General features: G+C 71.1%; 19 protein-coding genes and 1 pseudogene. 9 read left to right on the top strand and 11 right to left on the bottom strand.

Annotated features, from left to right (window positions below; translation table 11 throughout):
- Positions 1-128 precede the first annotated feature (128 nt).
- Both ACWCPW_RS16285 and ACWCPW_RS16280 read right to left on the bottom strand, forming a co-directional pair.
- Positions 129-1,298: a PP2C family protein-serine/threonine phosphatase gene (locus tag ACWCPW_RS16285; protein ID WP_449762197.1), complete on the bottom strand. Its 1,170-nt coding sequence runs from the start codon at positions 1,296-1,298 to the stop codon at positions 129-131.
- A gap of 433 nt (positions 1,299-1,731) precedes the next feature.
- Complete coding sequence (locus tag ACWCPW_RS16280; protein ID WP_449762196.1) at positions 1,732-2,649, bottom strand: SDR family oxidoreductase; 918 nt, start codon at positions 2,647-2,649, stop codon at positions 1,732-1,734.
- Positions 2,650-2,789: 140 nt separating this feature from the next.
- Between ACWCPW_RS16280 and ACWCPW_RS16275 the strand changes: the two genes are divergently transcribed.
- On the top strand, positions 2,790-3,059 hold the full coding sequence (locus tag ACWCPW_RS16275) for a hypothetical protein (RefSeq protein ID WP_449762195.1): 270 nt from the start codon (positions 2,790-2,792) through the stop codon (positions 3,057-3,059).
- Positions 3,060-3,481: 422 nt separating this feature from the next.
- Here the strand turns inward: ACWCPW_RS16275 and ACWCPW_RS16270 are convergent, their stop codons facing one another.
- From ACWCPW_RS16270 to ACWCPW_RS16250, 5 genes and pseudogenes are all read right to left on the bottom strand, one after another.
- Positions 3,482-4,663, bottom strand: coding sequence for an ROK family protein (locus ACWCPW_RS16270; RefSeq protein WP_449762194.1), 1,182 nt, complete (start codon positions 4,661-4,663; stop codon positions 3,482-3,484).
- Positions 4,664-4,719: 56 nt separating this feature from the next.
- A complete protein-coding gene (locus tag ACWCPW_RS16265; RefSeq protein ID WP_449762193.1) occupies positions 4,720-5,982 on the bottom strand; it encodes a sugar ABC transporter permease in 1,263 nt (420 codons plus the stop codon).
- Positions 5,979-6,788: an ATP-binding cassette domain-containing protein gene (locus tag ACWCPW_RS16260; protein WP_395858810.1), complete on the bottom strand. Its 810-nt coding sequence runs from the start codon at positions 6,786-6,788 to the stop codon at positions 5,979-5,981. The genes ACWCPW_RS16265 and ACWCPW_RS16260 overlap by 4 nt, the downstream gene beginning before the upstream one ends.
- Positions 6,789-6,886: 98 nt before the next feature.
- A complete protein-coding gene (locus ACWCPW_RS16255) occupies positions 6,887-7,993 on the bottom strand; it encodes a sugar ABC transporter substrate-binding protein (RefSeq protein ID WP_449762192.1) in 1,107 nt (368 codons plus the stop codon).
- Positions 7,994-8,688: 695 nt separating this feature from the next.
- A pseudogene (locus ACWCPW_RS16250) lies at positions 8,689-8,832 on the bottom strand (LysR family transcriptional regulator); the annotation flags it as partial.
- A gap of 377 nt (positions 8,833-9,209) precedes the next feature.
- Here ACWCPW_RS16250 and ACWCPW_RS16245 point away from each other — a divergent pair.
- On the top strand, positions 9,210-11,237 hold the full coding sequence (locus tag ACWCPW_RS16245) for a HelD family protein (RefSeq protein ID WP_449762204.1): 2,028 nt from the start codon (positions 9,210-9,212) through the stop codon (positions 11,235-11,237).
- A gap of 121 nt (positions 11,238-11,358) precedes the next feature.
- Here the strand turns inward: ACWCPW_RS16245 and ACWCPW_RS16240 are convergent, their stop codons facing one another.
- Positions 11,359-11,718, bottom strand: coding sequence for a hypothetical protein (locus tag ACWCPW_RS16240; protein WP_449762191.1), 360 nt, complete (start codon positions 11,716-11,718; stop codon positions 11,359-11,361).
- 263 nt (positions 11,719-11,981) lie between these two features.
- Positions 11,982-12,875, bottom strand: a complete 894-nt coding sequence (locus ACWCPW_RS16235; RefSeq protein WP_449762190.1) for an NAD(P)-dependent oxidoreductase — start codon at positions 12,873-12,875, stop codon at positions 11,982-11,984.
- A 106-nt stretch (positions 12,876-12,981) separates the two neighbouring features.
- Here ACWCPW_RS16235 and ACWCPW_RS16230 point away from each other — a divergent pair, with 106 nt between their 5' ends.
- A complete protein-coding gene (locus ACWCPW_RS16230) occupies positions 12,982-13,389 on the top strand; it encodes an ArsR/SmtB family transcription factor (RefSeq protein ID WP_449762189.1) in 408 nt (135 codons plus the stop codon).
- A gap of 247 nt (positions 13,390-13,636) precedes the next feature.
- Entirely contained in the window at positions 13,637-15,097 is a 1,461-nt protein-coding gene (locus ACWCPW_RS16225; RefSeq protein ID WP_449762188.1) for a hypothetical protein, read from the top strand.
- Here ACWCPW_RS16225 and ACWCPW_RS16220 read toward each other — a convergent pair.
- Positions 15,050-16,234, bottom strand: a complete 1,185-nt coding sequence (locus ACWCPW_RS16220) for a helix-turn-helix transcriptional regulator (RefSeq protein WP_449762187.1) — start codon at positions 16,232-16,234, stop codon at positions 15,050-15,052. The two genes, ACWCPW_RS16225 and ACWCPW_RS16220, sit on opposite strands and share 48 nt — an antisense overlap.
- A gap of 266 nt (positions 16,235-16,500) precedes the next feature.
- On the opposite strand from ACWCPW_RS16220, the gene ACWCPW_RS16215 reads away from it, so the two are divergent.
- The 5 genes from ACWCPW_RS16215 to ACWCPW_RS16195 all read left to right on the top strand — a co-directional run bounded on the left by ACWCPW_RS16215 (position 16,501) and on the right by ACWCPW_RS16195 (position 22,790).
- Positions 16,501-16,923 carry a VOC family protein gene (locus tag ACWCPW_RS16215; RefSeq protein WP_449762186.1) on the top strand — a complete coding sequence of 141 codons (423 nt, stop codon included), beginning with the start codon at positions 16,501-16,503 and terminating at the stop codon, positions 16,921-16,923.
- Positions 16,924-17,331: 408 nt separating this feature from the next.
- On the top strand, positions 17,332-18,432 hold the full coding sequence (locus tag ACWCPW_RS16210; protein ID WP_449762185.1) for a winged helix DNA-binding domain-containing protein: 1,101 nt from the start codon (positions 17,332-17,334) through the stop codon (positions 18,430-18,432).
- A 401-nt stretch (positions 18,433-18,833) separates the two neighbouring features.
- Complete coding sequence (locus ACWCPW_RS16205; RefSeq protein WP_449762184.1) at positions 18,834-19,526, top strand: alpha/beta fold hydrolase; 693 nt, start codon at positions 18,834-18,836, stop codon at positions 19,524-19,526.
- A gap of 208 nt (positions 19,527-19,734) precedes the next feature.
- Positions 19,735-20,430: an alpha/beta fold hydrolase gene (locus ACWCPW_RS16200; RefSeq protein WP_449762183.1), complete on the top strand. Its 696-nt coding sequence runs from the start codon at positions 19,735-19,737 to the stop codon at positions 20,428-20,430.
- Positions 20,431-20,858: 428 nt separating this feature from the next.
- A complete protein-coding gene (locus ACWCPW_RS16195) occupies positions 20,859-22,790 on the top strand; it encodes a LamG-like jellyroll fold domain-containing protein (RefSeq protein ID WP_449762182.1) in 1,932 nt (643 codons plus the stop codon).
- Between the two features lie 147 nt (positions 22,791-22,937).
- Here ACWCPW_RS16195 and ACWCPW_RS16190 read toward each other — a convergent pair whose 3' ends face one another.
- Positions 22,938-24,602: a long-chain-fatty-acid--CoA ligase gene (locus tag ACWCPW_RS16190; protein WP_449762181.1), complete on the bottom strand. Its 1,665-nt coding sequence runs from the start codon at positions 24,600-24,602 to the stop codon at positions 22,938-22,940.
- Positions 24,603-24,606: the final 4 nt, after the last annotated feature.

Below are 24,606 nucleotides of genomic sequence, written 5' to 3'. Positions count from 1 at the left end.
GAATACTGCTTGGCATGGACGCACTCCTCACCGCACTGGCCGATCCGGCCCGATGGCGGCTCGTGAGCCTGCTGGCCGAGCGACCCCGCTCGGCGCGGCTCGGGCGGCGGCGCCGAGCGGGACGGCGGTCAGCGGGACCGGCCGACCACCTTCGGCGCGTCCGGGCGGAGCACCATCAGGGCCGCGTCGTCGGTGAGCCGGTCGCCCACGTGTGCCAGCAGCGCCTGCTGCAGCAGGGTGAGCAGCTCGTGCGCGGGCAGGTTCGGATCGGCGTTCGCGGCGATCCACTCGCGGAGCGGAAAGAACCGGCCTCGGGCGTCCCGGGCCTCGGTGGTGCCGTCCGTGTACAGCAGCAGCGACTCGTCCGGCGCCATCCGGAACCGGTAGGCCGACGCCCGCTCGTCGCCGGGAATCAGGCCCGCCAGGCCGAGCGGCAGCTCGGGCGCCACAGCGAGCCAGCGCACGCCGGACGGGCCGATCAACGCGGGCGGCTCGTGGCCGTAGTTGACCAGCTCGACCAGGCCGTCCGGGCCGAACTGGGCGATCAGCGCGGTGGCGAACCAGTCCGTGTCCGGCTCGCCGAGCAGCACCTGATTGCGGCCGAACCGTTCCAGCCCCTCGCCCATCCGCCACCCGACCTGCCACAGGTCCGACGTCGTGAACGCCGCCTCGCTGAACGTGCCGACCAGGGCCGCGCTCGCGCCGACCGCGGTCAGCCCCTTGCCCTGCACGTCGGCGATGAACGCGCGCGTACCGTACGGCGTGGCCACCACGTCGTACACGTCGCCGCCCACCTCCGCGTCCCGCTCCGCCGCCAGATAGCTGCGCGCCACCCGGACCCCGCCCACCACCGGCGGCGCGGGCGGCAGCAGCGCGCGCTGGACGTGCTCGACCACATTGCCCAGCCGGGACACCCGCTCCTGCAGGCGGGTCCGCAACAACACCGCCGCCACCGCGATCGCGCCACCCAGCACGACCACCACGAACCCCGCCCAGTCGTGCTCGTAGCCGGTCGGCGCCAACCACGGGTCCAGCACCAGGAACGTCAGCGTCGCGAGCACCGCGTAGACGACCGTGGCGCGCACCGAACTCAGGCTCGACGCGGTCATCGGCACCAGACACAACATCGTGTCGGTGCGAAACTCGTCGGGTGTGCCGAAGTCGACGGCCACGATCACGACGTACAGCAGGGCCGGCAGCAGCGGGATCAACCACCGCATCGGCCGCGCGCCACCCACGCCGTTCGCACCGCCCACGCCGCCCGCGCCGCCCGTGGCGACCACCGGGGCCTCGCTCATGCCGGGGTCTCACTCATCGGGAAGGCACCGTCCTGGATCACCCGGGGTGGGCCGGTCGTCGGGCATCGGTCGTCGGGCAGGGCATCGGGCCTGTCGTCGGTCATTGGTCGTCGGCCTCCCGAGCCCTTTCCCGATCCGACCCGCGCCCAGCTACGCCACACGGTTGATCATTCCGGCCGGCCGGCCCTCCTCGTCCTCCTCCGCCGCGCCGCCGAAACGCGCGGCCGCGCGGCGGAATGCCGCCGGCGTCACAGGAGTTGCGGAGCGCGGTGCGGGCCTGGCCGAACACGGCGCGGACCGGGTGCCCACCGACCCCGCCGAACTGCTCGGCCGACGAGTCCGCGGCAAGGCGGTGCTTACCCTGGGCCGACCCCGTGCCGACCCCAACTCCCCGAGCGGATCCGGCCGATCGCGGGGCCGGCGCCGGCGCCGCTCAGCGATAGCCGGTCTGGTCGGCCGGCAGCCCCGGATCCTGGACCTCGACCAGGTAGCGCCACGCGTCGGGCCGGCTGCCGTCCAGGTCGGTGAAGCCGTACACGCCCGCGAGTTGCCCGCTGGAGAGGGACTGCCCGTTCCAGCGGGCCACTTCGGGGTCGCCGGCCAGCGCCACCACGGCCCGGCCGACGTAGGCGGGGGATTCCGAGATGCCGAAGTGCGGTTGGATCTTCGTGCCCTCCCGCCAGTTCGCCTCGGTCACCCCGTAGTTGTCGAGCATCATCTCCGACCGCAACCACCCGGGAGTCAGCGCGACGGCGGTCGCCCCGCGCGACCCCAGCTCGTGGCCGAGCGCGAAGGCCATCCGCAACACGGACGACTTGGCCAGGTCGTAGAAGAAGGACACGCGATAGTTGTCCCGGTTGTACTCGCCGGTGCCGTCGGTCATCTCCACCACCAGGCCGCCGGGCCGGCGCAACAGCAGCGGCAGCGCGAAGTGGTTGGTGATCGCGTGCGTCTCCACCGCGAGCCGGAGCAGCCGCAGCCCGTCGTCCAGGTCGTGCTCCCACACCGGGGTGTCCCACGCGAACAGCTTCTCGCCGCCCCAGATGTCGTTGACCAGCACGTCCAGCCGACCCTGCTCGGCCTCGATCCGGGCGATCAGCGCCCGTACCCGCTCCGGATCCAGATGGTCCGTGGGTACCGCGACACCGCGACCGCCCGCCGCGGTCACCAGGTCGGCGGTGTCCTCGATGGTCTCGGGACGGTCGTACTCGGAGCGCCGCTCGCGGGTGCTGCGCCCGGTCACGTACACGGTCGCACCGGCCGCGCCGAGTTCGACCGCGATCCCGCGCCCGGCGCCTCGGGTGGCCCCGGCCACCAGGGCGACCCTGCCCTGGAGCGTGCTCGTGGACATGGTGATTCCTTTCGACCCGGCGACTCGTTCGGATCGACTCCGCCCGCCGGCCTTCCCCGCGTGCCCGCGAACGCGTGCGAGTACTCGACCCAAGGGAAACACCTACAGTCGCAAGCCCCTCCGACATGTAGCGTCCGGTCATGCGTTCCGGCATCTGCACGAAATGCGGCCAGGCGAGCGTGGTCCGGCGCGTGGGCGGCCTGCGCAGCGGCGCGGTGGACATCGTGGCGTGGATCGGTTTCGCCACGTGGCGCAAGACCCGCGCGACGCACTACGTGTGCACGGGTTGCGGCTTCTACGAGGTGTACCTCACCAAACCCGAGACCCTCGCCGCCGTCGCCCGGGCCTGGGAACCCTGCCCGCCCAGGCCGTCCACGCCACCGCGTCCACCACACCCGCCCGACCGGTGAGATCCGATGCCGAGGGGAGAACCGCTTCGGGAGGCGGGTTCACCGGCCGTACCCGGTGAACCGACCGCCGCGTTCGGGGATGCTCGGGCGCGATGCACCGTCCGAACGCGGCGGCCATACCCGCACCATGAAACAGGGGGCGCCGCGCCGCGCGGCCTTTCGCGTCACCCGCACGGCGGAGTCGAGTGACCGAGTCCACCCGAACGCGTGGCCGCGCGCCCCTGGCGCGCCGCGTGGTGCGCACCGGACCGCGCCCGGTGGGCGGGCCGAGCCGTGGGCGGACGAACCGTGACGGGGACGAACCGTGACGGGGACGAGCCGCGGGGCGGACGAGCCGTGGGGCGGACGACGCGTGGGGCGTACCACCCATGGGCGCCGGAACCCGGGCCGTGCGACTCGCCGGGGTCGAGTCCGGACGGCCGTCAGCCCGCCGGCGCCAACCCCGACTCCAGCGGGTTGTCCAGCAGGCGGGCGAAGGCCAACTCGGCCGCGCCGTACAGCGGGGCGTCGTCGCCCAGCGCGGCCGTGCGCAGCTTGAGGTGCTCGCGGGTGACCGCCAGCGAGGTCCGGTTGAGCCGACTGCGTACCTGTGCGGCGGTGGCCAGGTACACCTCGCGCAGCGTCCCGCCGAACACCACCATCTGGGGGTTGAGGATGTTGACCAGGTTGGCCACACCCAGGCCGAGCCAGTCGCCGACTCGGCGCAGACCCTCCTCGGCGTCCTGATCGCCGCGCGCCGCCGAGTCGGCGAGCCCGCCGATCGCGTGCTTGGCGGTGCCGCGAGTGAGCGCGAACTCGCCGATCTCGGTCTCCCAGCAGCCGCGCGAGCCGCACCGACACGGCCGGCCATCCGGGTTGACCACCATGTGCCCGACCTCGCCCGCGTACCCGTCCCCGCCGGTCACCGGCCGCCCCGCGGACAGGATGCCGCCGCCTATGCACACGTCGCCGTGCAGGTAGATCACGTCGTCACAGCCCACCGCGGCGCCCCGGGTGTGCTCGGCGAGCACCCCCAGATCGGCGTCGTTGCCGACCGTGACCACCGTGCCGATCGCCGCCGACAACCGCTCGCCCAGCGGCTCGTCGCGCCAATCCGGGGTGGGCCCCTCGGGGATGGTGCCGTCCGAGCCGCGCACCATCGCGCACACCGCGACACCGCCGCCCACGCACACCCCGTCGCGCGGCGTGGTCAGCCGCATCTGCGCGACGAACCCGCCGAGCGCGTCGGCCACCTCCTTGGGCGAGAACCCGCTGCCGGGACGTTGCAGTTCGCGGCGATCCAGGATCACCCCGCCGAGCCCGACCCGGGCCGCGACCACCCGGTCCACGCCGATCGTGAACGCGTACACGTACACCCGCTGCGACTGCGCCCGGACCACCAGCGAGGGCCGGCCCCGCCCGCCGCCCGAGGTGTCCCGCGGGGCCTCCTCGACGATCAGCCCCGCCGCCGCCAGGTCGGCGGTCAGCGCGCCGATGGTGCTGCGGTTGAGCCCCATGCCCGCGGTCAACTGGGCCCGTGAGGTGGGGCCGAGCACGTGCACGTGGCGAAGCAGCGCCCCCAGGTTCTGCCTGCGGATGTCCTCCTGGGTGGGCGCTGCGCGCATGGGGCTGCGGACCCTGCCTTTCTCATCCGTGGCGTCGATCGAGGGGGAGGGCGGCGTCACCGCAGCCCGGCGGCTTCGGCCCGCCGCCGCGACAGGGCGTCGACCCCGGCGGCGAGGAGCAGCACGACGCCGGTCACAACGTACTTGACGCCGGCGCTGTACCCCATGAGCCCCATGCCGTTGTCGATCACCGCGACCACCGCCCCGCCGAGTACCGCGTCCAACACCCGTCCCTTGCCGCCGAACAGGCTGGTGCCGCCGATCACCGCGGCGCCCACCGCGTACAACAGCACGTTGCTGCCACCGGTGTTGGAGTCCACCGAGTTGGCCCGCGACGCGGCGACGATGCCGCCGATCGCGGCCATCGTGGAACAGATCACGAACGCCGATATGCGTACCCGGTCCACATTGATGCCGGCCCGGCGGGCCGCCTCGCGATTGCCGCCGACCGCGTACAGGCTCAACCCGTACGGCGTGCGGCGCAGCACGAACGTGCCCACCAGCAACAGCACCACCAGGACCGGCACCACGATCGGCACGCCGCGCAGCGAGGAGATCACCACGTTGCGGCTGCGCTCCTGGTTGAGCACGTACACCGCGAGGCCGACCAGAACGGCCAGCGTGCCGACCCGGATCCCGGTGATCGCGATCGGTTCGGCGCTCAGGCCCCGCCGCATCCGGTTGCGATTGCGGCGCAGTTGCAGTGCCGCGTACCCGCCCACGGTCGCGGCGGCCAGCAGCCAGCCGACGATCGGCGCGAGATTGCGGTTGGAGATGGCCAGGATGGTCGAGTCGCGTACCGGCACGTTGGTGCCGCCCTTGACCAGGAGCAGCGACACGCCCTGGAAGGCCAGGAAGGCGCCGAGGGTGACCACGAAGGAGGGGATGCCGACCTTGGCCACCAGTACGCCGAGCACCAGGCCGATCACCGCGCCGACGACCAGGGCGGCGAGCACGCCCGCGTACCACGGCCAACCGTGTTCGGTCAGCAACACCGCGAGCACCGCGGCACAGACCCCGCTGGCGAAGCCCGCGGACAGGTCGATCTCGCCCAGTACCAGGACGAAGATCAATCCCATGGCGATCACGGTGACCGCGGCGCCCTGGGTGAACAGGTTGGCGAAGTTGCCCGCGCTCAGGAACCTCGGGCGCATGATCGCGAATACCGTGCACAGCACCACCAGACCGAGCACGGCGGGCATCGCGCCGGTGTCGCCGCCGCGCAGTCGGGCGACGTAGTCCTTGATGTGCGTGACCACCGGCGACGCGGGCGCATCGGACTCGCTCTTCTCGGCGAGAGGCAGGACGCTGCTCGTCATCGGTTCACTCCGTTTCGACCCGCGCCGGGACCGAGTGCCTCGGTCTGCCCCGACGTGATGAGTTCGACGATCTGGGAATGGGTGATCTCGCTCGTGCTCACCTGGGCGGCGGTACGGCCCAGGTAGAGCACCGCGATTCGGTCGGCGACCGCGAACACGTCGTTCATGTTGTGCGAGATGAGCACGACGGCGAGGCCGTTGTCGGCCAGCCGGCGGACCAGTTCGAGCACCTGCGCGGTCTGCGAGACGCCGAGCGCGGCGGTGGGTTCGTCCAGGACGACCACCTTGCTGTTCCACAACACGGCCTTGGCGATCGCCACGGTCTGGCGCTGGCCGCCGGAGAGGCTGGAGACGCGCTGGCGGATCGAGGAGACGGTGCGTACAGAGAGGCCGGCCAGGGTCTCCTCGGCGATCTGCTCCATGCTGTCCTCGTCCAGCACCCAGCCGCGCCGGCGTTCCCGACCGAGGAACATGTTCTGCACGATGTCGAGGTTGTCGCACAGGGCGAGGTCCTGGTAGACGATCTCGACGCCGAGTTCGGAGGCGTCGCGGGGGCTGTTCACGGTGACCGGCGCGCCGTCGAAGAAGTACTCGCCGGAGTCGGCGGTGTGGATGCCGCCGATGCATTTGACCAGGGTCGACTTGCCCGCGCCGTTGTCGCCGACGAGCGCGGTCACCTGACCCTCGTACACGGACAGGTCCACGTCGCGCAGCACGTGCACGGCGCCGAAACTCTTGTTGATGCCGCGCAGTTCGAGCACGGGATCGGCCGCGGGCGGCGGGGCGGGGGTGGGGGACAGGGCCACGATGCGGGCTCCTCGCGTCGGGGTGGCGGCAGGGTGCGCGCCGGCCGGAACCGACCCTCGTGGGTGTCGGTTCCGGCTCGACTACGCGGACCGGGTGGCTAGTTGATGCCGAACTCGGTGCACTTGGCGGCGTACGCTCCGGTGCACAGGGTGTCCTTGGTGACGTAGCCGTCGGCGACCACGTCCTTGACGTTCTCCTTGTAGATGGCCAGCGGCTCCAGCAGTACGGACGGCACGTCGCGTTTGCCCTCGGGGTCGCGGACGGTGGCGGGCACGGTCGGCTTCTGGCCCTTGGCCAACGCGACCGCCAGTGCGGAGACCGCGTCGGCCTCCTTCTTGATCGCCTTGTACACCGTCATGCACTGGTCGCCGACCAGGATGTTCTGCAGCGCGGTGGTCTCCGCGTCCTGCCCGGTGACCGGGACCTTGCCGTTGAGCTTCTGCTTCTTGAGGATCGAGATCGCGGCGTTGCCCAGGCCGTCGTTGGCGGCCACCACGCCGGAGATGTTCGGCGACTGGGTGAGCATCTGCTCGAACATGTTGGCGCCCTCGGTGTTGTTCCAGTCCGGGACGGCCTGGTCCGGGCCCTTGACGTACTCGCCGGAGTCGAACTTCGGCTTGAGCACCGCGTCGTAGCCCTGCTTGAGCAGCGTCGCGTTGTTGTCGGTGGCCGAGCCGTTGAGCATCGCGACGGTGGGCTTCTGGGCGTTGGCGGCGGACAGGCACTTCTCGATGCCCTGGCCCATCAGCGTGCCGACCTTCACGTTGTCGAAGCTGACGTAGTACTGCGCGCTGCCGCCGAGGGTCAGCCGGTCGTAGTCGATCGTGGCGACACCCTGCGACTTGGCCTTGTCCAGGACGGCCTTTCCGGTACCGCTGTCCAGGTTGACGATGATCAGGACGGTCGCGCCGTTGGTGATCATCTGGTCGGCGAGGGTCTGGAACTGCGACTTGTCGCCCTGTGCGTTCTGGATGTCGTAGTCGACGCCGGCGGCCTTGAACGCTTCGGTGAGGTACTTGCGGTCGTTGGTCTCCCAGCGGCCCGACGTCTTGCTGTCGGGCAGGATCACGCCGATCTTCGCCTTCTTGCCGCCGCCGTTGGTGGCGCCGGACGAGCCGGTGCCGGAGTCGTCGGAGCAGGCGGAGAGGGTGCCGGCGGCGAGCACGGCACAGGCGGAGACGGACACGAGGAACCTCTTGCGCATGGTGGATCCCTTCGGGCACGCGCCGGTGGGGCCGGCGGGGGGACGTGGAGGCGTCGTCGAGGGGTGGTGCCGGGTGGGGTGGTGCCTGGTGGGGCGGTGCGGCCGGGTGTTGCGGGCTGTTCGGCGTGCGAGGTGCGGCGTGCGAGGTGCGGCGCGCGATGTGCGATGTGCGATGTGCGGCAGGTGGATGCGGAGGGGTGCGTGACAGCGGGTATCTGCAACAGGTGAAGGCGATGCCTGCCTAAATGTTGTGGGCGACAACGTAATAGGCCCACCGGGCGTTCGCCAGACCCCGGAACCCCTGAGAAATGCCGGTTTCGGTAACGGTTGGGAAACGTAGGTGAACCAAAAACCGGTTGTTCGTGGACGAGTTCTTCGGAAATCAACATCAAGCGGGCCGGGTGGGGTCGAGTGTCTTCGGATCGCGAACCCGGGTGAGTGGGGTGGCGGTGCGGATTAAGTTCCAAGCCACAACTTAGGTTGCCTGTGGGGGCGTTGAGGCAGGCTGGGTGGACGGCAAGGAGGGACCCGGCAACCTTTTCGGGGGTCCGGCCTGGGCGGGTGGGCGGTTGCGTTTCGGTGTCGGGTGTCGGGTGTCGGGTGCCGGGTGCCGGGTGCCGGGTGCGCCGGCGGCCCGAAGGGGTTCCGGGAGCTGTCTCGCACGCTGGAGCCGCGACGGCGGCGCGGACCCGCAGGAGCGTTTCGCGCGCGGCGAGGGGATGCCCGGCGGGCAGGACGGCGATCTGCCCCTCGGTCATCGGTTCCTCGCTGTCGAACCCGGTGAGGGAGTTGAACGGCGCGTGCATGAGCGCCACACCGGCGCGGCCATCACGCAACACCTCTCCCTGCGGCACCGAAATCGCAACCGGCAATAGCCGGCAATAAACGGAACGGCGGAATGCGTGATACGCCATACGGTCAGGTCGGCCGTCAAGGATTCATTCGATCGCGAGGTCATGATGCGATCCCGTACGCCCTCGGTCTTGCCGCTGCCGCCGGGCGCACCGCCCGGCCCGGCGGACAACTCTGGATCATCGACGTCGTCGGTCATGACGGTAGGAGGGCGCTGACCTGGGCAAGGGCAAATTCCCCCGAGTAAGTCAAGGCTTATTTTCCGGGAATCATGACCGTACGATGTGGCTCGAATCTAAGGAGCCTCCTGTTGTCGAAAGTGAACGACCCTGCTGTGCGTGCGGTTGAATCGGAGCGGGTTTATGTGTCCACCTTGTACGAGCTGCTCACCGAGCGGCTTTCGGTGGCACGAATACACCGAGCGAGTGTGCTGAAGACCCCGGCGGAAAGCGCCGAAGAGGCATATGAGAAAGAAATCGCCGCCGAGCGTCTGGCCAAGGAAATCGGTCGGCTGGAGGGTGCCGAAAAGGGGCTGGTCTTCGGCCGCGTCGACTGGACGGATGGCACGGCCCTGCGCATCGGGCGGATCGGTCTGCATACGGAGGACGACGAGCTGCCTCTGCTCGTGGACTGGCGCGCGAACGCGGCGCGGCCCTTCTACGAGGCGACGCCGTTGCACCCGATGAATCTGCGCCGCCGCCGACACCTGCGCCTCGAGGAGCGCACGGTGGTCTCGGTGAGCGACGAACTGCTCGACGGATCCGCCCCGACCGACGAAGACGTCGTGGGTGACGGCCCGTTGACCGAGGCTCTGTCGGCACGGCGTACGGGCAGGATGCACGCGGCCGTCGCGACGCTGCAGGCCGAGCAGGACGAGATCGTCCGCTCCGCCCACCGCGGGGTGACGGTGGTGCAGGGCGGGCCCGGTACAGGCAAGACGGTGGTCGCCCTGCACCGGGCCGCGTACGTCCTGTACGCGTTCCCGCGCGCCGCGGAGCAAGGTGTCCTGGTGGTCGGCCCGAATGCCCGGTTCCTCGACTACATCTCCCAGGTCCTTCCCTCGCTCGGTGAGAACGACGTCGTCCTGGCGGCCTGCCACGAGCTGGCCGGAGTGTCCACCGACACGGTGGACCCGTTCGAGACGGCGCGTCTCAAGGGCGGTTCCGACCTCGCCGATGCCCTGGCCGGCCTGTTGCGCGTCCACCAAGCTCCCCATGGCGACTTCACCGTGCGGGTCGGCCGGGAACCGGTTCACCTGTCCGGCGAGGAAGTCGCCACGGCACGCGACGCCGCCGTGGCAGCCGCACCGGGGCACAACCCCGCACGCCAGGTGTTCAAAGAGCTCCTGGTCGACGCCGTCGCCGACACGATGCAACGAGACATGGGCGACCTTCTGGAGCAGATCGACGCCGATGCCGCCGCGATGACGGGTATGGACCTCGACCGGTTCACCGGTGCCGCCCGGCGCCGTGCCGAAGGTGCGACCGACCCGGGTCCGGTCCACGAGTTGGACCTGGACGCCATCCGGGCCGATCTCCTCGACGACGCCGGCGTCGACCGAGCGGTCGAGGTGTTGTGGCCGCGGCTGGTACCCGGTGACCTCGTGAAGGCGCTCCTGACGAACGCCGACGCTCTCGCCGAGCGCCTGCCCCGATCGACCGCGGAGGAGCGGTCACTTCTGCTGCGCGGTCCGGACGACCCGTGGACCCGTGCCGATGTGCCGTTGCTGGACGAGGCCGCGAGCCTGGTCGACGGCCCGCCGGAGCGGACGTACGGGCACGTCGTCGTCGACGAGGCGCAGGAGCTGACCGCCATGCAGTGGAGGATGATCGTCCGCCGCTGCCCGGCACGGGCGATGACTCTGGTGGGCGACTTCGCCCAGGCCGGCCCGGTCGCGACAGCACGCGACTGGAAGGAGGCATTGAGCCCGCACGTCGGACCGCGGTTCAAACTGCACAACCTGACCGTCAGCTACCGCACCACGCGGGAGATTCTGGCGAGCGTCCGAGAGCTGCTCGCGCGGATCGCTCCGGACCAGAAGCCGACCCGGTCACCGCGAAGCGGTGAGAGCCCTCGCACCGTGACCACGCCTCCGGACGGGTTGGTCGCCGCCGTCGCCCGGGAACTCCGAGCCCAGAGCACCGCGTACCCGGGCGAGCTTCTGGGAGTGCTCTGCGCGGACACCAGGGTGGGCGAACTGACGGCCCAAGGCATCGCACGACACGCACGCATCGTGCCGGCATCCGAAGCGCGCGGCCTGGAATTCGACGGGGTGGTCGTCATGAACCCCGAGGAGATCATCACGGCCCGCCCCGGTGGGGAAAGGGACTTGTACGTAGCCCTGACCCGGGCCACCAAGCGCCTCTGCACCATCACCGTCCAGCCCGCCTGACGGATCAGCGCCCGCGTCGTGGCCGAGGGTGCGCCCGGTGCGGCACAGGCACCGGCCCGCGCAAACGGGGCTGCCCGCCGCCTCACCGCTCGCGCCCGGCATCGTCGCCGGACGGGCCCGCTCAGTGGCGCGGGTGGCGGCGAACGAGGCGGGGGAGAAGGCGGGGGAGGGGGCGCGGGCGGTGGGGCCGTCGGGTGTGGGCACGACGGTGCGGCGGGTTCGGGCGGGTGAGTTCGGCTTGGTGGGGATGCCACGGGTCGTCGGGGGAACGCATCGGTACCTTGCGCTGCGCCTGGACTTGGATCTCGAGGTGCGCGTCGTTCGCGGTGCCGTGCAGCGCCTCGTCGTAGGACGCCATGGCCCCGCGGATGGCCGCGCCGGCGAGGCCTCGGCGGCGAACGTGGGCGGCCAGCCATACGCAGCAGGCCAACATCGTGCCGAGGCAACCGACTACCGTCAGGAATCCCAGGAATCCACCCATGGCGTCGAGCCTACGCCCGGGCGCGGCCAGGCCGGCCACGCGGACGTGAACTCGGCGAATACGTGCCGGTGATCGTCGTCCGCGTGGGCGTGGGTGTGCGCAGGCCGGGATGAACTCCCGGTCCCGGCCGGGCTTCGGCCGGCGGCCCGGCCCATCCCGACCCAGCCCACCCCACCCCCGGCGCGGTCGCCGGTGGTGGGGAGCGGTGGTCGGTCGGGAGCGGGGCGATTATGGAAGGGGAACGGCGTTGCGCGGAGGCGGGGTTACTTGTCGAAGGCGGCGAAGTAGGCCGCTGCCATGTCCTCGCCGCCGTGGCCCTGTTCGGATGCGCGGCGGAAGCGGGCGGCACCGGCTGCGACCACGTCCATGCGGATGCCCGCGTGTTCGGCGGCTTGGAGCACCAGGCGGGCGTCCTTCTCCGCGTTGTCCACCGAGAAGCTGGGGGTGTAGTCGTCGGAGAGGATGGCGGCGGACTTGAGGTGGAGGTAGCCGCTGTCCATCGGGCTGCCGCCGACGACGTCCAGGAACAGTTGCGGGTCCACGTCCAGGCCCTTGGCCAGGGCCAGGGCCTCGCCGACGCCGTGGGTCAGCGCCAGGACCCACGTGTTGAGGACGAGCTTGAGTCGGGTGGCCGCGCCGGAGGTACCGTCCTCGCCGACCCACAGGGTGCGCCGACCGATCGTGTCGAACAGCGGCTGTACGGCTTCCCGGATCTCCGGCGTGCCCGCCGCCAGGACGACCAACTGTCCCTGTTCGGCGGGGCCCCGGGTGCCCTGGATCGGGGCGTCCACGAGGGTCAGTTCGTGTTCGCGGGCGAAGGTGACCAGGTCGTCCAGCGCGTCGACGCCGACCGTGCTGATCTGCACCCACACCGTGCCCGGACGCAGTCCGGGTGCCGCCGCGCGCATCGCGTCCAGGACGCGTGGGCCGTCGTTGAGCACGGTGAGCACGATGTCCGCGCCGGTGACCGCGTCGGCGGGTGACGCCGTCGCCGTCACGCCGTCGGTGGTCAGCGCCGCGGCTTTGTCGGGCGTACGGTTCCACGCCCGCACCGGGAAGTCGTCCCGGGACAGATTGCGCGCGATGGCGGCGCCGATGATGCCGGTGCCCAGTACGGCGACGGTGGGTCGGATCGGGGCGGGTTGGGTGTTCGTCATGGCATGGCTCCGCATCGGGTGGTTCGAAAATCTTCGTACCCAGGTACCGTAGACACCCACGGCATGCGCCGGCAACCGTGGGGTCGAAGCAAGGAGCGGATGCGGGATGCCCGTCCAGATGCACCACCCGTCGCTCGACGACGTGCCGTTGAGCGCGGTCTTCGCCGCGCTGTCCGACGACCACCGGCGTGCGGTGGTGGTCGCGCTGGCCGCGGATCCGAACCGTGAGCAGCCGTGTTCGGTGTTCGCGGTGCCCGGGACCAAGTCCACCCGCTCGTACCACTGGAAGGTGCTGCGCGAGGCGGGCCTGATCGTGCAACGCAATACCGGTACCGGGATGCTGCTGCGTCTTCGTGAACCCGAGTTCGATCAACGGTTCCCGGGGCTGCTGGCCAACCTGCTCCGGCTCGAAGGCGTTCCGTCGCCGGATGCGACGGGGCCCGGGGAGGGGACGGAGCCCCCGGGTGCCTCCGAGGCGACGGGCGAGAGGGGCGACCAGTCGCTCGGCTTCTGAGCACGCGGCACGGTTGCCCGGCGGAGTGACGGGGGAGCGGGTCACGAGGTCGGGGCGCGGGATGTGTTGCCGCGGAGCGCGGAGAGTGTGACGCCATTGGCGTGTCGCGTGTCGCGTGTCGCGTGCCGTGCGCCGTGTGGCGTGTGGCGTGCCGCGCGTCGGCCGTCCGCCGTCGGATCCTGCTGGGCGGCATCCCACCCGACCGGGCTTTGGGTGGTAACTGGCCTATGGATAAGAGGAGTTCGTGGTGAAGTTCGACGACGGCGACCGCGACGGCCTTGGTTCCGGCGTCGACGGTTGGGGCCTCGTCGAGCGATCCGGTGAGCGGTGGGCTCGGTTGGTCGCGATGTTGGCCGTCAATCCGCACACCCCGGACGCCTTGTTGGGGCGGTTGGCGGAGAGTAAGGACGCGCTCACGCTCGTTTCCCTCGGTGGGCGCGCGGGGTTGCCCGAGACGGTGGTACGGCGGTTGCTCGGCCATCCCGATTCGGCCGTGCGTGAGCGGTTGCTCGATCGATCCGATCGGGCCGCGGAGATTCGGATCGCCTTGCACACCGATCCGGATCCGGCGATCCGCCGCGCGTGCGTCGAGGCGCGCTTCGGCGGAATCGGCGGAATCGATGACGTTCCCGAACTCCCGCGTGCCGTCTACGCTCGCCTGGCGATCGACCCGGATCCGAAGGTACGCCGGGTCCTCACCCTCGTCCCCCATCTCCCGGACGACCTGGCCGAGTTGCTGTCCCGGGACCGGGACCGGCTGGTCCGAATGGGCTTGTTGCAGCGCTGGAGTACGCTCCCGGCAGCCGCTCGGGCCACGCTCGGAACCACCGCGGACGAGGCCACGCGCCGCGACCTCGCGCTGTACGTACCGGGCCATCGGCCCACCCCGGAGGTGCGCCGTGCGCTGCTCGACGACCCGTCGTCGGCCCGGCGGTTCGCGCTGGTGACGCCGCTGGACGCGGCTGAGGCGGACGAGTTCGCGGGTCACCCGGATCCGCGGGTACGCGCTGCGCTCGCGGCCAATCCGGCCCTGCCCGCGTCGACCCGCGCGCTGCTCGCCGCGGACGTGTCGGCGACGGTCCGCAGCCGCGTCGCGCTGCGTCCGGACGTCGGGCCCGAGGAAAGCGCGGCGATTCGCCCGTGGCCGGCGGACGCCGTGGACACGGTGGACTGGCTCGTCGATCGCCTCGACGACGTCGACCTGCTTCTGCGCTACCTGGACAGCCCGCATCCGGCCTTCCGCCGCAGCGTTGCGCAGAGCCCGGCGCTTCCCCCGTACGCCGTGGCCCGGCTCGCCACCGACCAGGATCACCGCGTACGCCGGATCCTGGCCGAGCACCACCCCGACGCCCCGACCCAACCCCTGATCGGCCGGATTCCGCCGCTGCGCCGGGGGCCGGGCGGGCCCGCGATCGACCATCCCCGTTTTCCGTCGGCGGCGCTGCGCCGGTTCGCCGATTCCCGCGACCCGCACCTGCGCGCACTCGCGGCCCTGAGCCGGCGGAGCTCGCCCGACCTGGTCGAACGCCTGAGCCACGATCCCGAGCCACGAGTGCGCGCCTGTGCGGCCGGCAACGCCCATCTGAGCCGACCACGCGCTCTGGCCCTGCTGGGCGACCCGGACCCCAAGGTCACGGAGGCGGTGGTTCGGCACACCCGACTACCCGAGGCGACGATGTCCCGCATCCTGGCCCGGGCCGGGCTCTGAACCCGGGCCGGGCTCCGAACCCGGGCCGGTCTCCGAATCCGGGTCGGCGTCCGAACCTGCGGGGTCGGGACGCTCGGCGGCTCGGGTCGGGGCTTGCGTGGTGGGTGTGGTGGTCGCGGCTTCGGCGTAGCGGCGGGCCAAGTGCGCGAAGGCGTCCCTGAGTTCGGCTGGGCCGACGACTTCGATGTCGGCGTCGAATCCGCCGATGGTGGCGGCCAGACCGGGCCACGACCACGAGCCGAGGAGCAACCGGCAGCGGTGCGGGCCGAGTTCCTCGACGAGTCCGTCGCGGCTGTAGCGGGACACCTCGGCGGCGGGCAGGTCGAGGATCACCTCGCCGCGGCAGGGCCAGTCGTCCGAGTTGTCGGAGCCGTGGAACCGGCCGGCGACGAAGGCGGATACGTCGACCCCGCCGGGCAGTTCGCGCGGGGTGAAGCGGGGTCCGGTAGGGGTACGCGGGGTGATCCGGTCGGCGCGGAAGGTACGCCAGTCCTCGCGGTCGAGGTCCCAGGCGACGAGGTACCAGCGGCCGCTCCAGGTGACGATGTGGTGGGGCTGTACCCGGCGTGGAGGCGGGAGCGGACGGCCGTCGTCGTCGCCGTTGCCTTCGTCGCTGTTGCCTTCGCCCGCGCCGGCCTGTGGCGGGGATGCGGGGGCGTAGTCGAAGCGCAGCACTTCGCGGGCGTGGACGGCGGCGCCGAGGGCCATGAGCACGCCGCTGTCCACCTGTGGGTTCGGTCGGGCCGTGGATCGCTCGACGGCGGTGACCTCGAAGGTGTCGATGCGACGGCGCAGGCGGGCGGGCATGACCTGGCGGACGGTGGTCAGCGCGCGTGCGGCGGCTTCCTCGATGCCGGCACCGGTGGTGGTGGCGATCCGAAGGGCGACGGCGAGGGCGACGGCCTGTTCGTCGTCGAACAGCAGCGGCGGGAGTTCGGTGCCGGCGTCGAGCCGGTACCCGCCGTCGGGTCCCTTGAAGGCCACGATGGGGTAGCCGAGTTCGCGCAGCCGGTCGACGTCGCGGCGCACGGTGCGCGGGCTGATGTCGAGGCGCTCGGCCAGCAGGGCCCCGGGCCAGTCCCGGCGTGCCTGGAGCAGCGAGAGCAGCGAGAGCAGTCGGGCCGAGGTCTTCTGCATAGCTCCATGATGCCCGGAGAAGCGGCCACATCCTGACCTCTTCTGCTGCGACTGTGATCTCGGGCCGGACGGGCGGAACGGACGGACCGGGCGGGTCACCGCCATCGGCCGGACGCCGTCCGCTTGATTGCGGTCCGTGATGAGCGGTGCGCGGCGTGTGCTCCGCGGCGCGCCGACGGCGGTGCGTGGTCCGTGGTCCGCGGTTCGGTACGGCGGGCGCCGCATGGCGTCCGGAGAAGGCGATCATCGAAGGTCAGGAGCCAGGAATGTCGGTCAAGTCGGTCACTCATCTGAACTTTCGGGGCGAGGCTCGGGCGGCGCTCGAGTTCTACCGGTCCGTGTTCGGCGGTGACATCGCCGTCGTCACGTACGGGGACACCGGGAACGTGTCGGACCCCGCCGAGGCCGGGCAGGTGATGTGGGGTCAGGTGGTCGCGGACAACGGCTTCCACGTGATGGCGTACGACGTGCCCTCGGAGATGCCGTGGGATCGGGGTGAGAACTCGTTCTTCGTCTCCCTTCGCGGTGAGGACACGAAGGAGATCACGGTGTACTGGGAGAGGCTCTCCGTCGGGGCGAGCATCGTGCAGCCGCTGGCCCCGGCGCAGTGGGCTCCGCTCTACGGGATGCTCACGGATCGCTTCGGCGTCGTCTGGGTGCTGGACGTGGAGAGTCCGTACAACGGGTGAGAGCGGCGAGCGTGATGCGGGAGGCGCAGCGGGTCGTCCGGCCTCCCCATCACGCTGCCGGGCGGCGCTCCTGTGGCGGGTGCGGCATCGCGGCGGGACGGCAGTTGAAGAGCCAAGAACGACGAACCAAGAACGACGAACCAAGAACGACGAACCAAGAACGACGAACGTGACGAGGGCGGACCGCCGGAGTGTCGAGCGGACCGGCGAAGCCGTGACCGGCACCGACAAGCCATCGAAGGGAACAACCACCATGAGGATGCGGCCCCTGGGACGGACCCGAACGCGGGTCGGTTCGCACCGCCCGGGCACGATGACGTGCGGCCGGTCCTGCGACTCTGCCCCGCGCATCGCCTCGGCGTTCCGGCGCCGGCGAGCCGTCGACGAGGGTGCGGCGGTGTGCGGGCGATGACCGTTCTCGACACGCGGGCGCTCAACCGCGCGACGCTGGCCCGGCAGTTGTTGCTCGATCGCGCGGACGTACCGGCCCTGGACGCCGTCGCGCATCTGTGTGGTCTGCAGGCGCAGGAGCCGCAGGAGCCGTTCGTCGGGCTCTGGTCGCGGCTGCGGGCGTTCGATCCGGCGGTGCTCTCGGGGCTGTTGACGGGACGGCACGTGGTACGGACCGCTCTCATGCGTCGCACCGTGCATCTGGTCACCGCCGAGGACGTCCTGGCCTGGCGGGCGCGCCACGACGACATGCTGCGCCAACGGGTCCTCGGGGTCTACCGTCGCGACCTCGACGGCGTGGACCTCGACGCGCTCGCCGTGGCGGGCCGGGCGGTGATGGCCGACGGCGAACCCCACACGACGGCGGAGATCACGCGGGCGCTCGCCGAGACGTGGCCGAAGACGCAACCGCGGGCGCTGGGCGAGATGGTGATCAGCGCGCTGGTCCCGATGACGCAACTGCCGCCGCGCGGAGTGTGGCGCACCAGGGCGGGCGTACGCCACCTCCCGGTCGCCACCTGGCTGGGGCGCGAGGTGGACCCGCCGGCGCCGGACGGCTCCGATCCGGTGGGGCGGGCGCTGGTACGGCGATATCTGGCCGCGTTCGGGCCGGCCGCCTCGGCCGACCTGCGCGCCTGGTGCGGGCTCGCCGGGCTGCCGGCCGCGATCGCCGCGGTTCGGGACGAACTGGTGAGCTTCCGCGACGAACGGGGCCGAGAGCTGTTGGACCTCGCCGACGCGCCGCGTCCGGATCCCGAAACGCCCGCCCCGGTACGGTTCCTGCCGGCGTTCGACAACGCGATCCTCGGTTACCACGACCGCACTCGGATCATCGACTACGAACACCGCGGCCTGTCCGTCGCCGGCGCGCGCGTCGTCCTGGTCGACGGCCGCGTCGCCGCGACCTGGACCGTCGAGACGGACACCGTGGTCGTCACCCAACTGCGCCCCTTCTCCCGGGCCGACCGCACCGCCGTCACCGAACAGGGCCAGGAACTGGCGGGGTTCCTCTCCGACAACGACAGCCACCGAATCCGGATCGCCCCACCCGCCGACTGAGCCCTCGACCCACGCTCCGCGCCCCCCGAACCCGTCCTCGGACGACGCCCCGACGCACCCCGACGCACCCGGCGCAGACCGTCGCGCCCGGCGCAGAGCGTCGTCCCACCCGGCGGCGGGGGCCTCCCGCGCCGGGGCTCCCCGGTATCGGCACCCGCCGCCTGACCGCCCGCTACGGCCTTGCGCGTTTCGGCTTCGTCGTCGGGCCTGCTGCTGCCCGTGCTGTGGCTCCGCTGTCGGCTGTCGGCTGTCGGCTGTCGGCTGTCGTTGGGTTGGTGGGGCGGGGTGGGGTGTCTGGTGGTTTGGGTGGGGGCGGAGTAGCATCTCGACGGGATTGCTGAATCGTGTCAGCTTGGTCGGTCGGTCGGTCGGTCGGGTGGGTCGGAGAGGAAGGGGTCGTTGTGAAGTTGCATGTTCATGAGCGTGGGGACGGGGACAAGGTCGCGCTGCTCGTACATGGCGGGATGTCGGATCACGGGACGTGGCACGCGTTGGAGGACGTGCTCGTGGCGCGGGGGTATCGGGTGTACGCGCCCGACCTGCGGGGGCACGGGCTGAGTGGGCGAGGCGAGTACAGGTCGGAGTTGATGGCCGACGACCTTGTCGAGAGCCTGCCCGTGGGCGCCGATGTGGCGATCGGGCATTCGCTCGGCGCGCTCGCGCTGTCGTTGGCCGTCGAGCGGTTGCGGCCGCGGAAAGCCGTGTACTCCGACCCGGGCTTTCGGCTTGCCACCGTGCCCGCCGGGGCCTTCGAGGGGATGCGGGCGATGGTGGCCAACGCCTCCGCGGAGAGTATTCGTGCGATGAACCCGAGGTGGTCCGAGGCGGACGTACGGGCCGAGCTGGAGGGCTTCCGCAGGTTCGACCCGAGCTTCCTGGGCGAGCTCGGCGGTTTCGACGGGGACTACGTCCCCGCCGCGCCGGTGGTGCCGAGTCTGGTCCAGTCCGCGGCGAACAGCTTCATCATGACGCCCGAGCTCAACGAGGAGCTGCGCGCGAACGGCTTCGAGGTGCGTGTGGTGGACGACGTCGCGCACTGCATCCACCGCGACGACTTCGACGCGTTCCTGAAGTCGCTCGACGGCTGGATCTGACCCACTCCCGGCAAAGCGGACCGCCCTTCCGCGCGGTACGCCCACGCCCGATCGCCCCGAGCGAGCGGCCGTACCACGCGGGAGGCGCGCCGGCGTGCCGGTTCGGCGCGAAGCGAACGTGTTTCGGTGACGTGCGTGCCATCGATATGGTCCCGATATGGGGCGATCGAGTGGTGTGTCGAGTGGTGCGTCCGGTGGTGCGTCGCGCGTGGTCGAGGTCGACGGGATCCGCCTGGTCCACGACGTGTGGGGCGAGCCGCAGGCCCCGCCGCTGGTGCTGTTGCACGCGCTCGGCGAGGACGCGCGGGACTGGGCCCGGACAGCCGAGATCCTGGCCGAACAATGGCGGGTGTACGCGGTCGACCTGCGTGGGCACGGTCGCAGCGACTGGCCGGGCGACTACTCGCTCGAACTCATGCGGGACGACCTGGTCGGCTTCCTGGACGCGCTCGGCCTGGAGCGGGTGGACCTGATCGGGCACTCGATGGGCGGCATCGTGGCCTACCTGTTCGCGCAGGAACACCCCGATCGGGTGGGCCGGTTGGTCCTGGAGGACGTCTCCGTCCCGCTGCCCCGCGAGGCTGTGCCGCCGAACCGACCCGAAGGTGAACTCGGTTTCGACTGGGACATGGTCGTCGCCATCCGCAAGCAGATCGACAACCCCGACCCGCAGTGGTGGGACCGCCTGGGCCGGATCACCGCCCCCACCCTCGTCGTGGCCGGCGGTTCGACCAGCCACATCCCGCACGAGCGCATCACCGAGTGGCCCCGTCGCCTTCCCGATGCCCGGGTGGTGACCATCCCGGCCGGCCACCTGATCCACGCGGTCGACCCGGACGCCTTCACCGGGGTGGTCCAGACCTTCCTGCGCACCCCTCTGCGCGAAGACCGCCACCCGCACTGACCCCGGCACATCCGCGCGACCCGGGTCCACACGTCCGGATGCCGGATGCCGGAAGCCCGGACGCGGCCCGTCGTCCGTCGGCCACCGCCCGCCGCACACGGGCCCACGACCCACGTTCGTACTCGTTCCCGTCCCTTGCGCCGAACGCCCGACTTCCCGACTTCCCGAGTACCCGAGTACCCGAACACCCGAGGGCCTGAGCATCCGGCCCGCCCGCCCGGCCACGCGTGCCAACCCCTGCCGTCATTCGCAACAGCGCAGCTCAGCACCCAGCCCCTCCCCACCACCGGCACACCCGCCGCCCCCGCCACACCACGGCGCCGAATTCACACGGTCGACGTCCGCTGTTGGCGGTACGGATGATCCACATGGGTTTTCCACCCAATACCGTGCGCATGCCCCCCAACCGACAGCGCCGGAGATCCACCATGTGCCAACAGCACGACGACGATTGCGCCCAGCCCGTCACACCGTTGTCCGGGCCCGCCCGGAGGGCGTTCCTGCGCTCCGCCGCCCTGGCCGGTGCCGGCGCCGCCGTGGTGGGTGCGGTGGGCATCTCGCCGGCCGCCGCCGCGGCTGCCGACGACGAAGCCGCCGCCGCCGGGGCGGTGGACGCGCAGCACCTGCCGGACTGGCGTCCGGATCGGGACAGTCGGCGGTTCACGCTGGTGGTGATGCCCGACACGCAGTACATGTTCGACGAGGCGAGCATCACGACCGCCCCGATCGAGGCGTCCTTCCGGTACATCCTGGAGCACGCCCGCGACGACAACATCGTCTTCATGTCGCACCTGGGCGACCTCACGCAAAACGGCCGCAAGGCCGAATTCGACGGGATCGGCCGGGCGTTCGAGCTGTTGGACCGCAAGGGCGTCGCGTACAGCGTGATGGCCGGCAACCACGACATCGACTCCAACACCGACGACCGGCGCGGTCGGTCACCGTACCTGGACACGTTCGGCCCGCAGCGCTTCCGCGGCAAGCGTTCCTTCGGCGGCGCGACCCCGGACGGATACAACACCTACCACCTGTTCCAGGCGGCGGGCCGGGAATGGCTCGTCCTCGCGCTGGACTGGCGGCCCTCGCCGGCCGGCATCGCGTGGGCGAAGAAGGTGATGGCCGAGCACCCGCACACGCCGGTGATCCTGACCACCCACGAACTGGTCTCGGCCGACCGGCCGGGGCAGGAGGCGGAATTCTCCGAGCACGGCAGGCAGTTGTGGAACGACCTGATCAAGAGCAGCGATCAGATCTTCCTCACGCTCAACGGCCACTACTGGCCCGCCGGTCGCACTACGCAGCGCAACGACGCCGGTGGTGACGTGCACCTGCACATCACCAACTACCAGAACCGCTACTTCGGCGGCGCCGCGATGATCCGGCTCTACCACTTCGACCTCGATCGCGACACGATCGACGTCGAGACGCTCTCCCCGTGGATTCTCGGCCGCAGCAACCGCGGGCTCAACGAACTCGAGCGCCGGGAGATGGAGTTGACCGGACCGCAGGACTACTTCTCGGTACCGATCGACTTTGAGAAGCGCTTCGCGCGGTTCGCCCCGATACCCCAGCGCCCGGCCCGCCCGGCCCAGCGCATGGTGGTGCCCGGCACGGTCGCCTACTGGCGCTTCGACGGCGCGCATCAGGACGGCGCGCCGATCCCGGGTGCGCAGCGTTTCGCGGACCTGTCCGGGCGCGGCAACGACCTGACCCTGGTGCCGGCGCCGGGAGCCGCGGCGGGTGGGGTCAGTTGGTCCCACCAGTACCATCCCGATCAGCCCGGGCACGGCAGCATCCGGCTGGCCGGCGGCAAGTCCCCGCTGCGGGGCGGCCACCTCCAGACCGCCGCCGGAGCCCCGCTGAACACCGCGACGTTCCGCTCCGGATACACGATCGAGGCGTTCTTCAAGCTGCCCGCCGACTGGGACGGGGGCCGCGACGCCTGGTCGGCGCTGCTGAGCCGCTGGGGCATGAGCGGCGAGGCCCGCAAGCCCAACGGCGATCCCCAGGAGCCGGTGGTCACCCTGAGTCTGTCCGGGGGCCGTGAACTCCAGTGGTGCGTCTACCCGTTGAACAGCGATGGGTCGGCGACGAACTGGGGCCACGAGCTGGCGCTGGACACGTGGTGGCACGTCGCCGTGGTCAACGACGCGCGGCAGACCACGATGTACGTCGACGGTTGTCCGGTGGTGCGCAACCCGACGGCACGCTCGATCGGCCTCACCACGCTCAACCTGCCGTGGATGCTGGGCGGTTACGCGTACGACGGCAAGCTCGACCAGACGATCAACGCCTGGGTGGGCGACGTGCGGATCGTCGAACGCGCGCTGCGGCCGGACGCGTTCATGATCGGCCGGTAAACGGCGATCCACGGCGTGGCTCCGAGGCGTGGCGTGGCTCCGAGTCGTCGACCCGAGCCGTCGCTCCGTGTCATCGACCCGCCGGGATCGAGTGGACGGGACGCGAGCGTCGCCTTGTCGCGACGCTCGCGTCCCGTCCACCCCTCCTCAGCCGCCGAATCGTGCTCGCAGTTCACGTTTGAGTACCTTGTGGCTCGGGCCCATGGGCAGTTCGGTGACGAACTCGACGCGGCGCGGATATTTGTGGCGGCCCATGCGATCCCGGGCCCAGGCGACGAGTTCGGGTGCGGTCGGGGGCGGGTCGGTGGTCGGGTCGAGGACGATCACGGCGCAGATCTCCTCGCCGAGCAGCCGGTCCGGCAGGCCGATCACCGCGACCTGGGCGACGGCCGGGTGGCGGAGCAGGACTTCCTCGATCTCGCGCGGATAGACGTTGAAGCCGCCTCGGATGACGATGTCCTTCTTGCGGTCGATGATCGTGACGTATCCGTCGGCGTCCTTGGTGCCCAGGTCCCCGGTGCGGAACCAGCCGTCCACGAGGGCCTCGGCGGTGGCCTCGGGGCGATTCAGATAGCCGGTGAAGACGTTGTGGCCCCGGATGACGATCTCGCCCGACTCGCCCGGCGCCAGCAGTTCGATCGCGTCATCGGTCTCGGCCCGGGCGATCTCGACCTCGACACCCCACACCGGGTGTCCGACGGTGCCGGGCCTGGCGCCGAAGACTTCCTGGTTCACGGCGGCGGTCGGGGACGTCTCGGACAGGCCGTACCCTTCGTACACGACGGCGCCGAACGCCGCCTGGAACCGTTCCAACACCGGTACGGGCAGCGACGCGCCGCCGGACAAACACAGGCGTAGCTCGGGCAACGCCGGTGCGGTGCGCGCGGCTTCCACCAGTGCGGTGTACATCGTCGGCACGCCGTGGAAGGTGTTGACGCCCTCGGCAACCATCAGCGCAATCGCCGTCACGGGGTCGAAGCGCGGCAGCAGGACCAGGGTCGCGCCCACCCGCCAGGTCGAGTTCATGCTCACCGTCTGGCCGAACGCGTGGAACAGCGGCAGCGCGCCGAGCGCGATGTCGTCCGGGAGGCTGTGATTCGCGTCGAGTGCGTTGACGGTCGCGTTCATGACCAGGTTCAGGTGGCTGAGCACGGCGCCTTTGGGCGTGCCGGTGGTGCCGCTCGTGTAGAACACGACGGCCGGGTCCTCCGGAGCGCGGGTGGCATACCCGACCATCGGCTCGATCGCCTCGCCCAGTTCCTCCAACCGCTCCGGAGCGACGGCGGCTTCCGCGATCCTTTCGGTTCCCGTGATCCCCGCCCCCTCGGTTCCCGGAATCTCCACCTTCTCGGTTCCCGCGACCTCCTCGGTCCTCGCGACCCCCGGATCCTTCGGGACCGGGCCGCCCACCTCCTCCGACCGCCCGATCGTGAGCATCCGCACCCCGGTTGCGCGGGCCGCCGGTTCGCCGACCGTGCGATGCCTGTCGTGGCACAGCAGCAATTTCGCGCCGCTGTCGCGCAGCACGTACGCGGTCTCGTCCGAGGTGAGCAGGAGGTGGACCGGGACGACCACGGCCCCGGTGGCCAGGATCGCGTAGTAGGCGCGCGGGAATTCGGCGGTGTTGGGTGCCATCAGCGCGATCCGGTCGCCCGGCCGTACCCCGATCCGGATCAGTGTGGCGGCCTGCACCCGGGCCTGGTGCCACAGGTCGGCGAAGCAGATCCGCAGGTTGCCCTCGACCAGTGCGATGTGATCGGGCCTGCGCAGGGCCGCCTCGGCGAGGATCGCGGCGAGGGACAGAGAGGTCATCGGA

Source organism: Embleya sp. NPDC001921 (genome assembly GCF_053594475.1).
The sequence above is the reverse complement of the archived record's forward strand: the minus strand, read 5'-3'. Positions and strand labels throughout refer to the sequence as shown.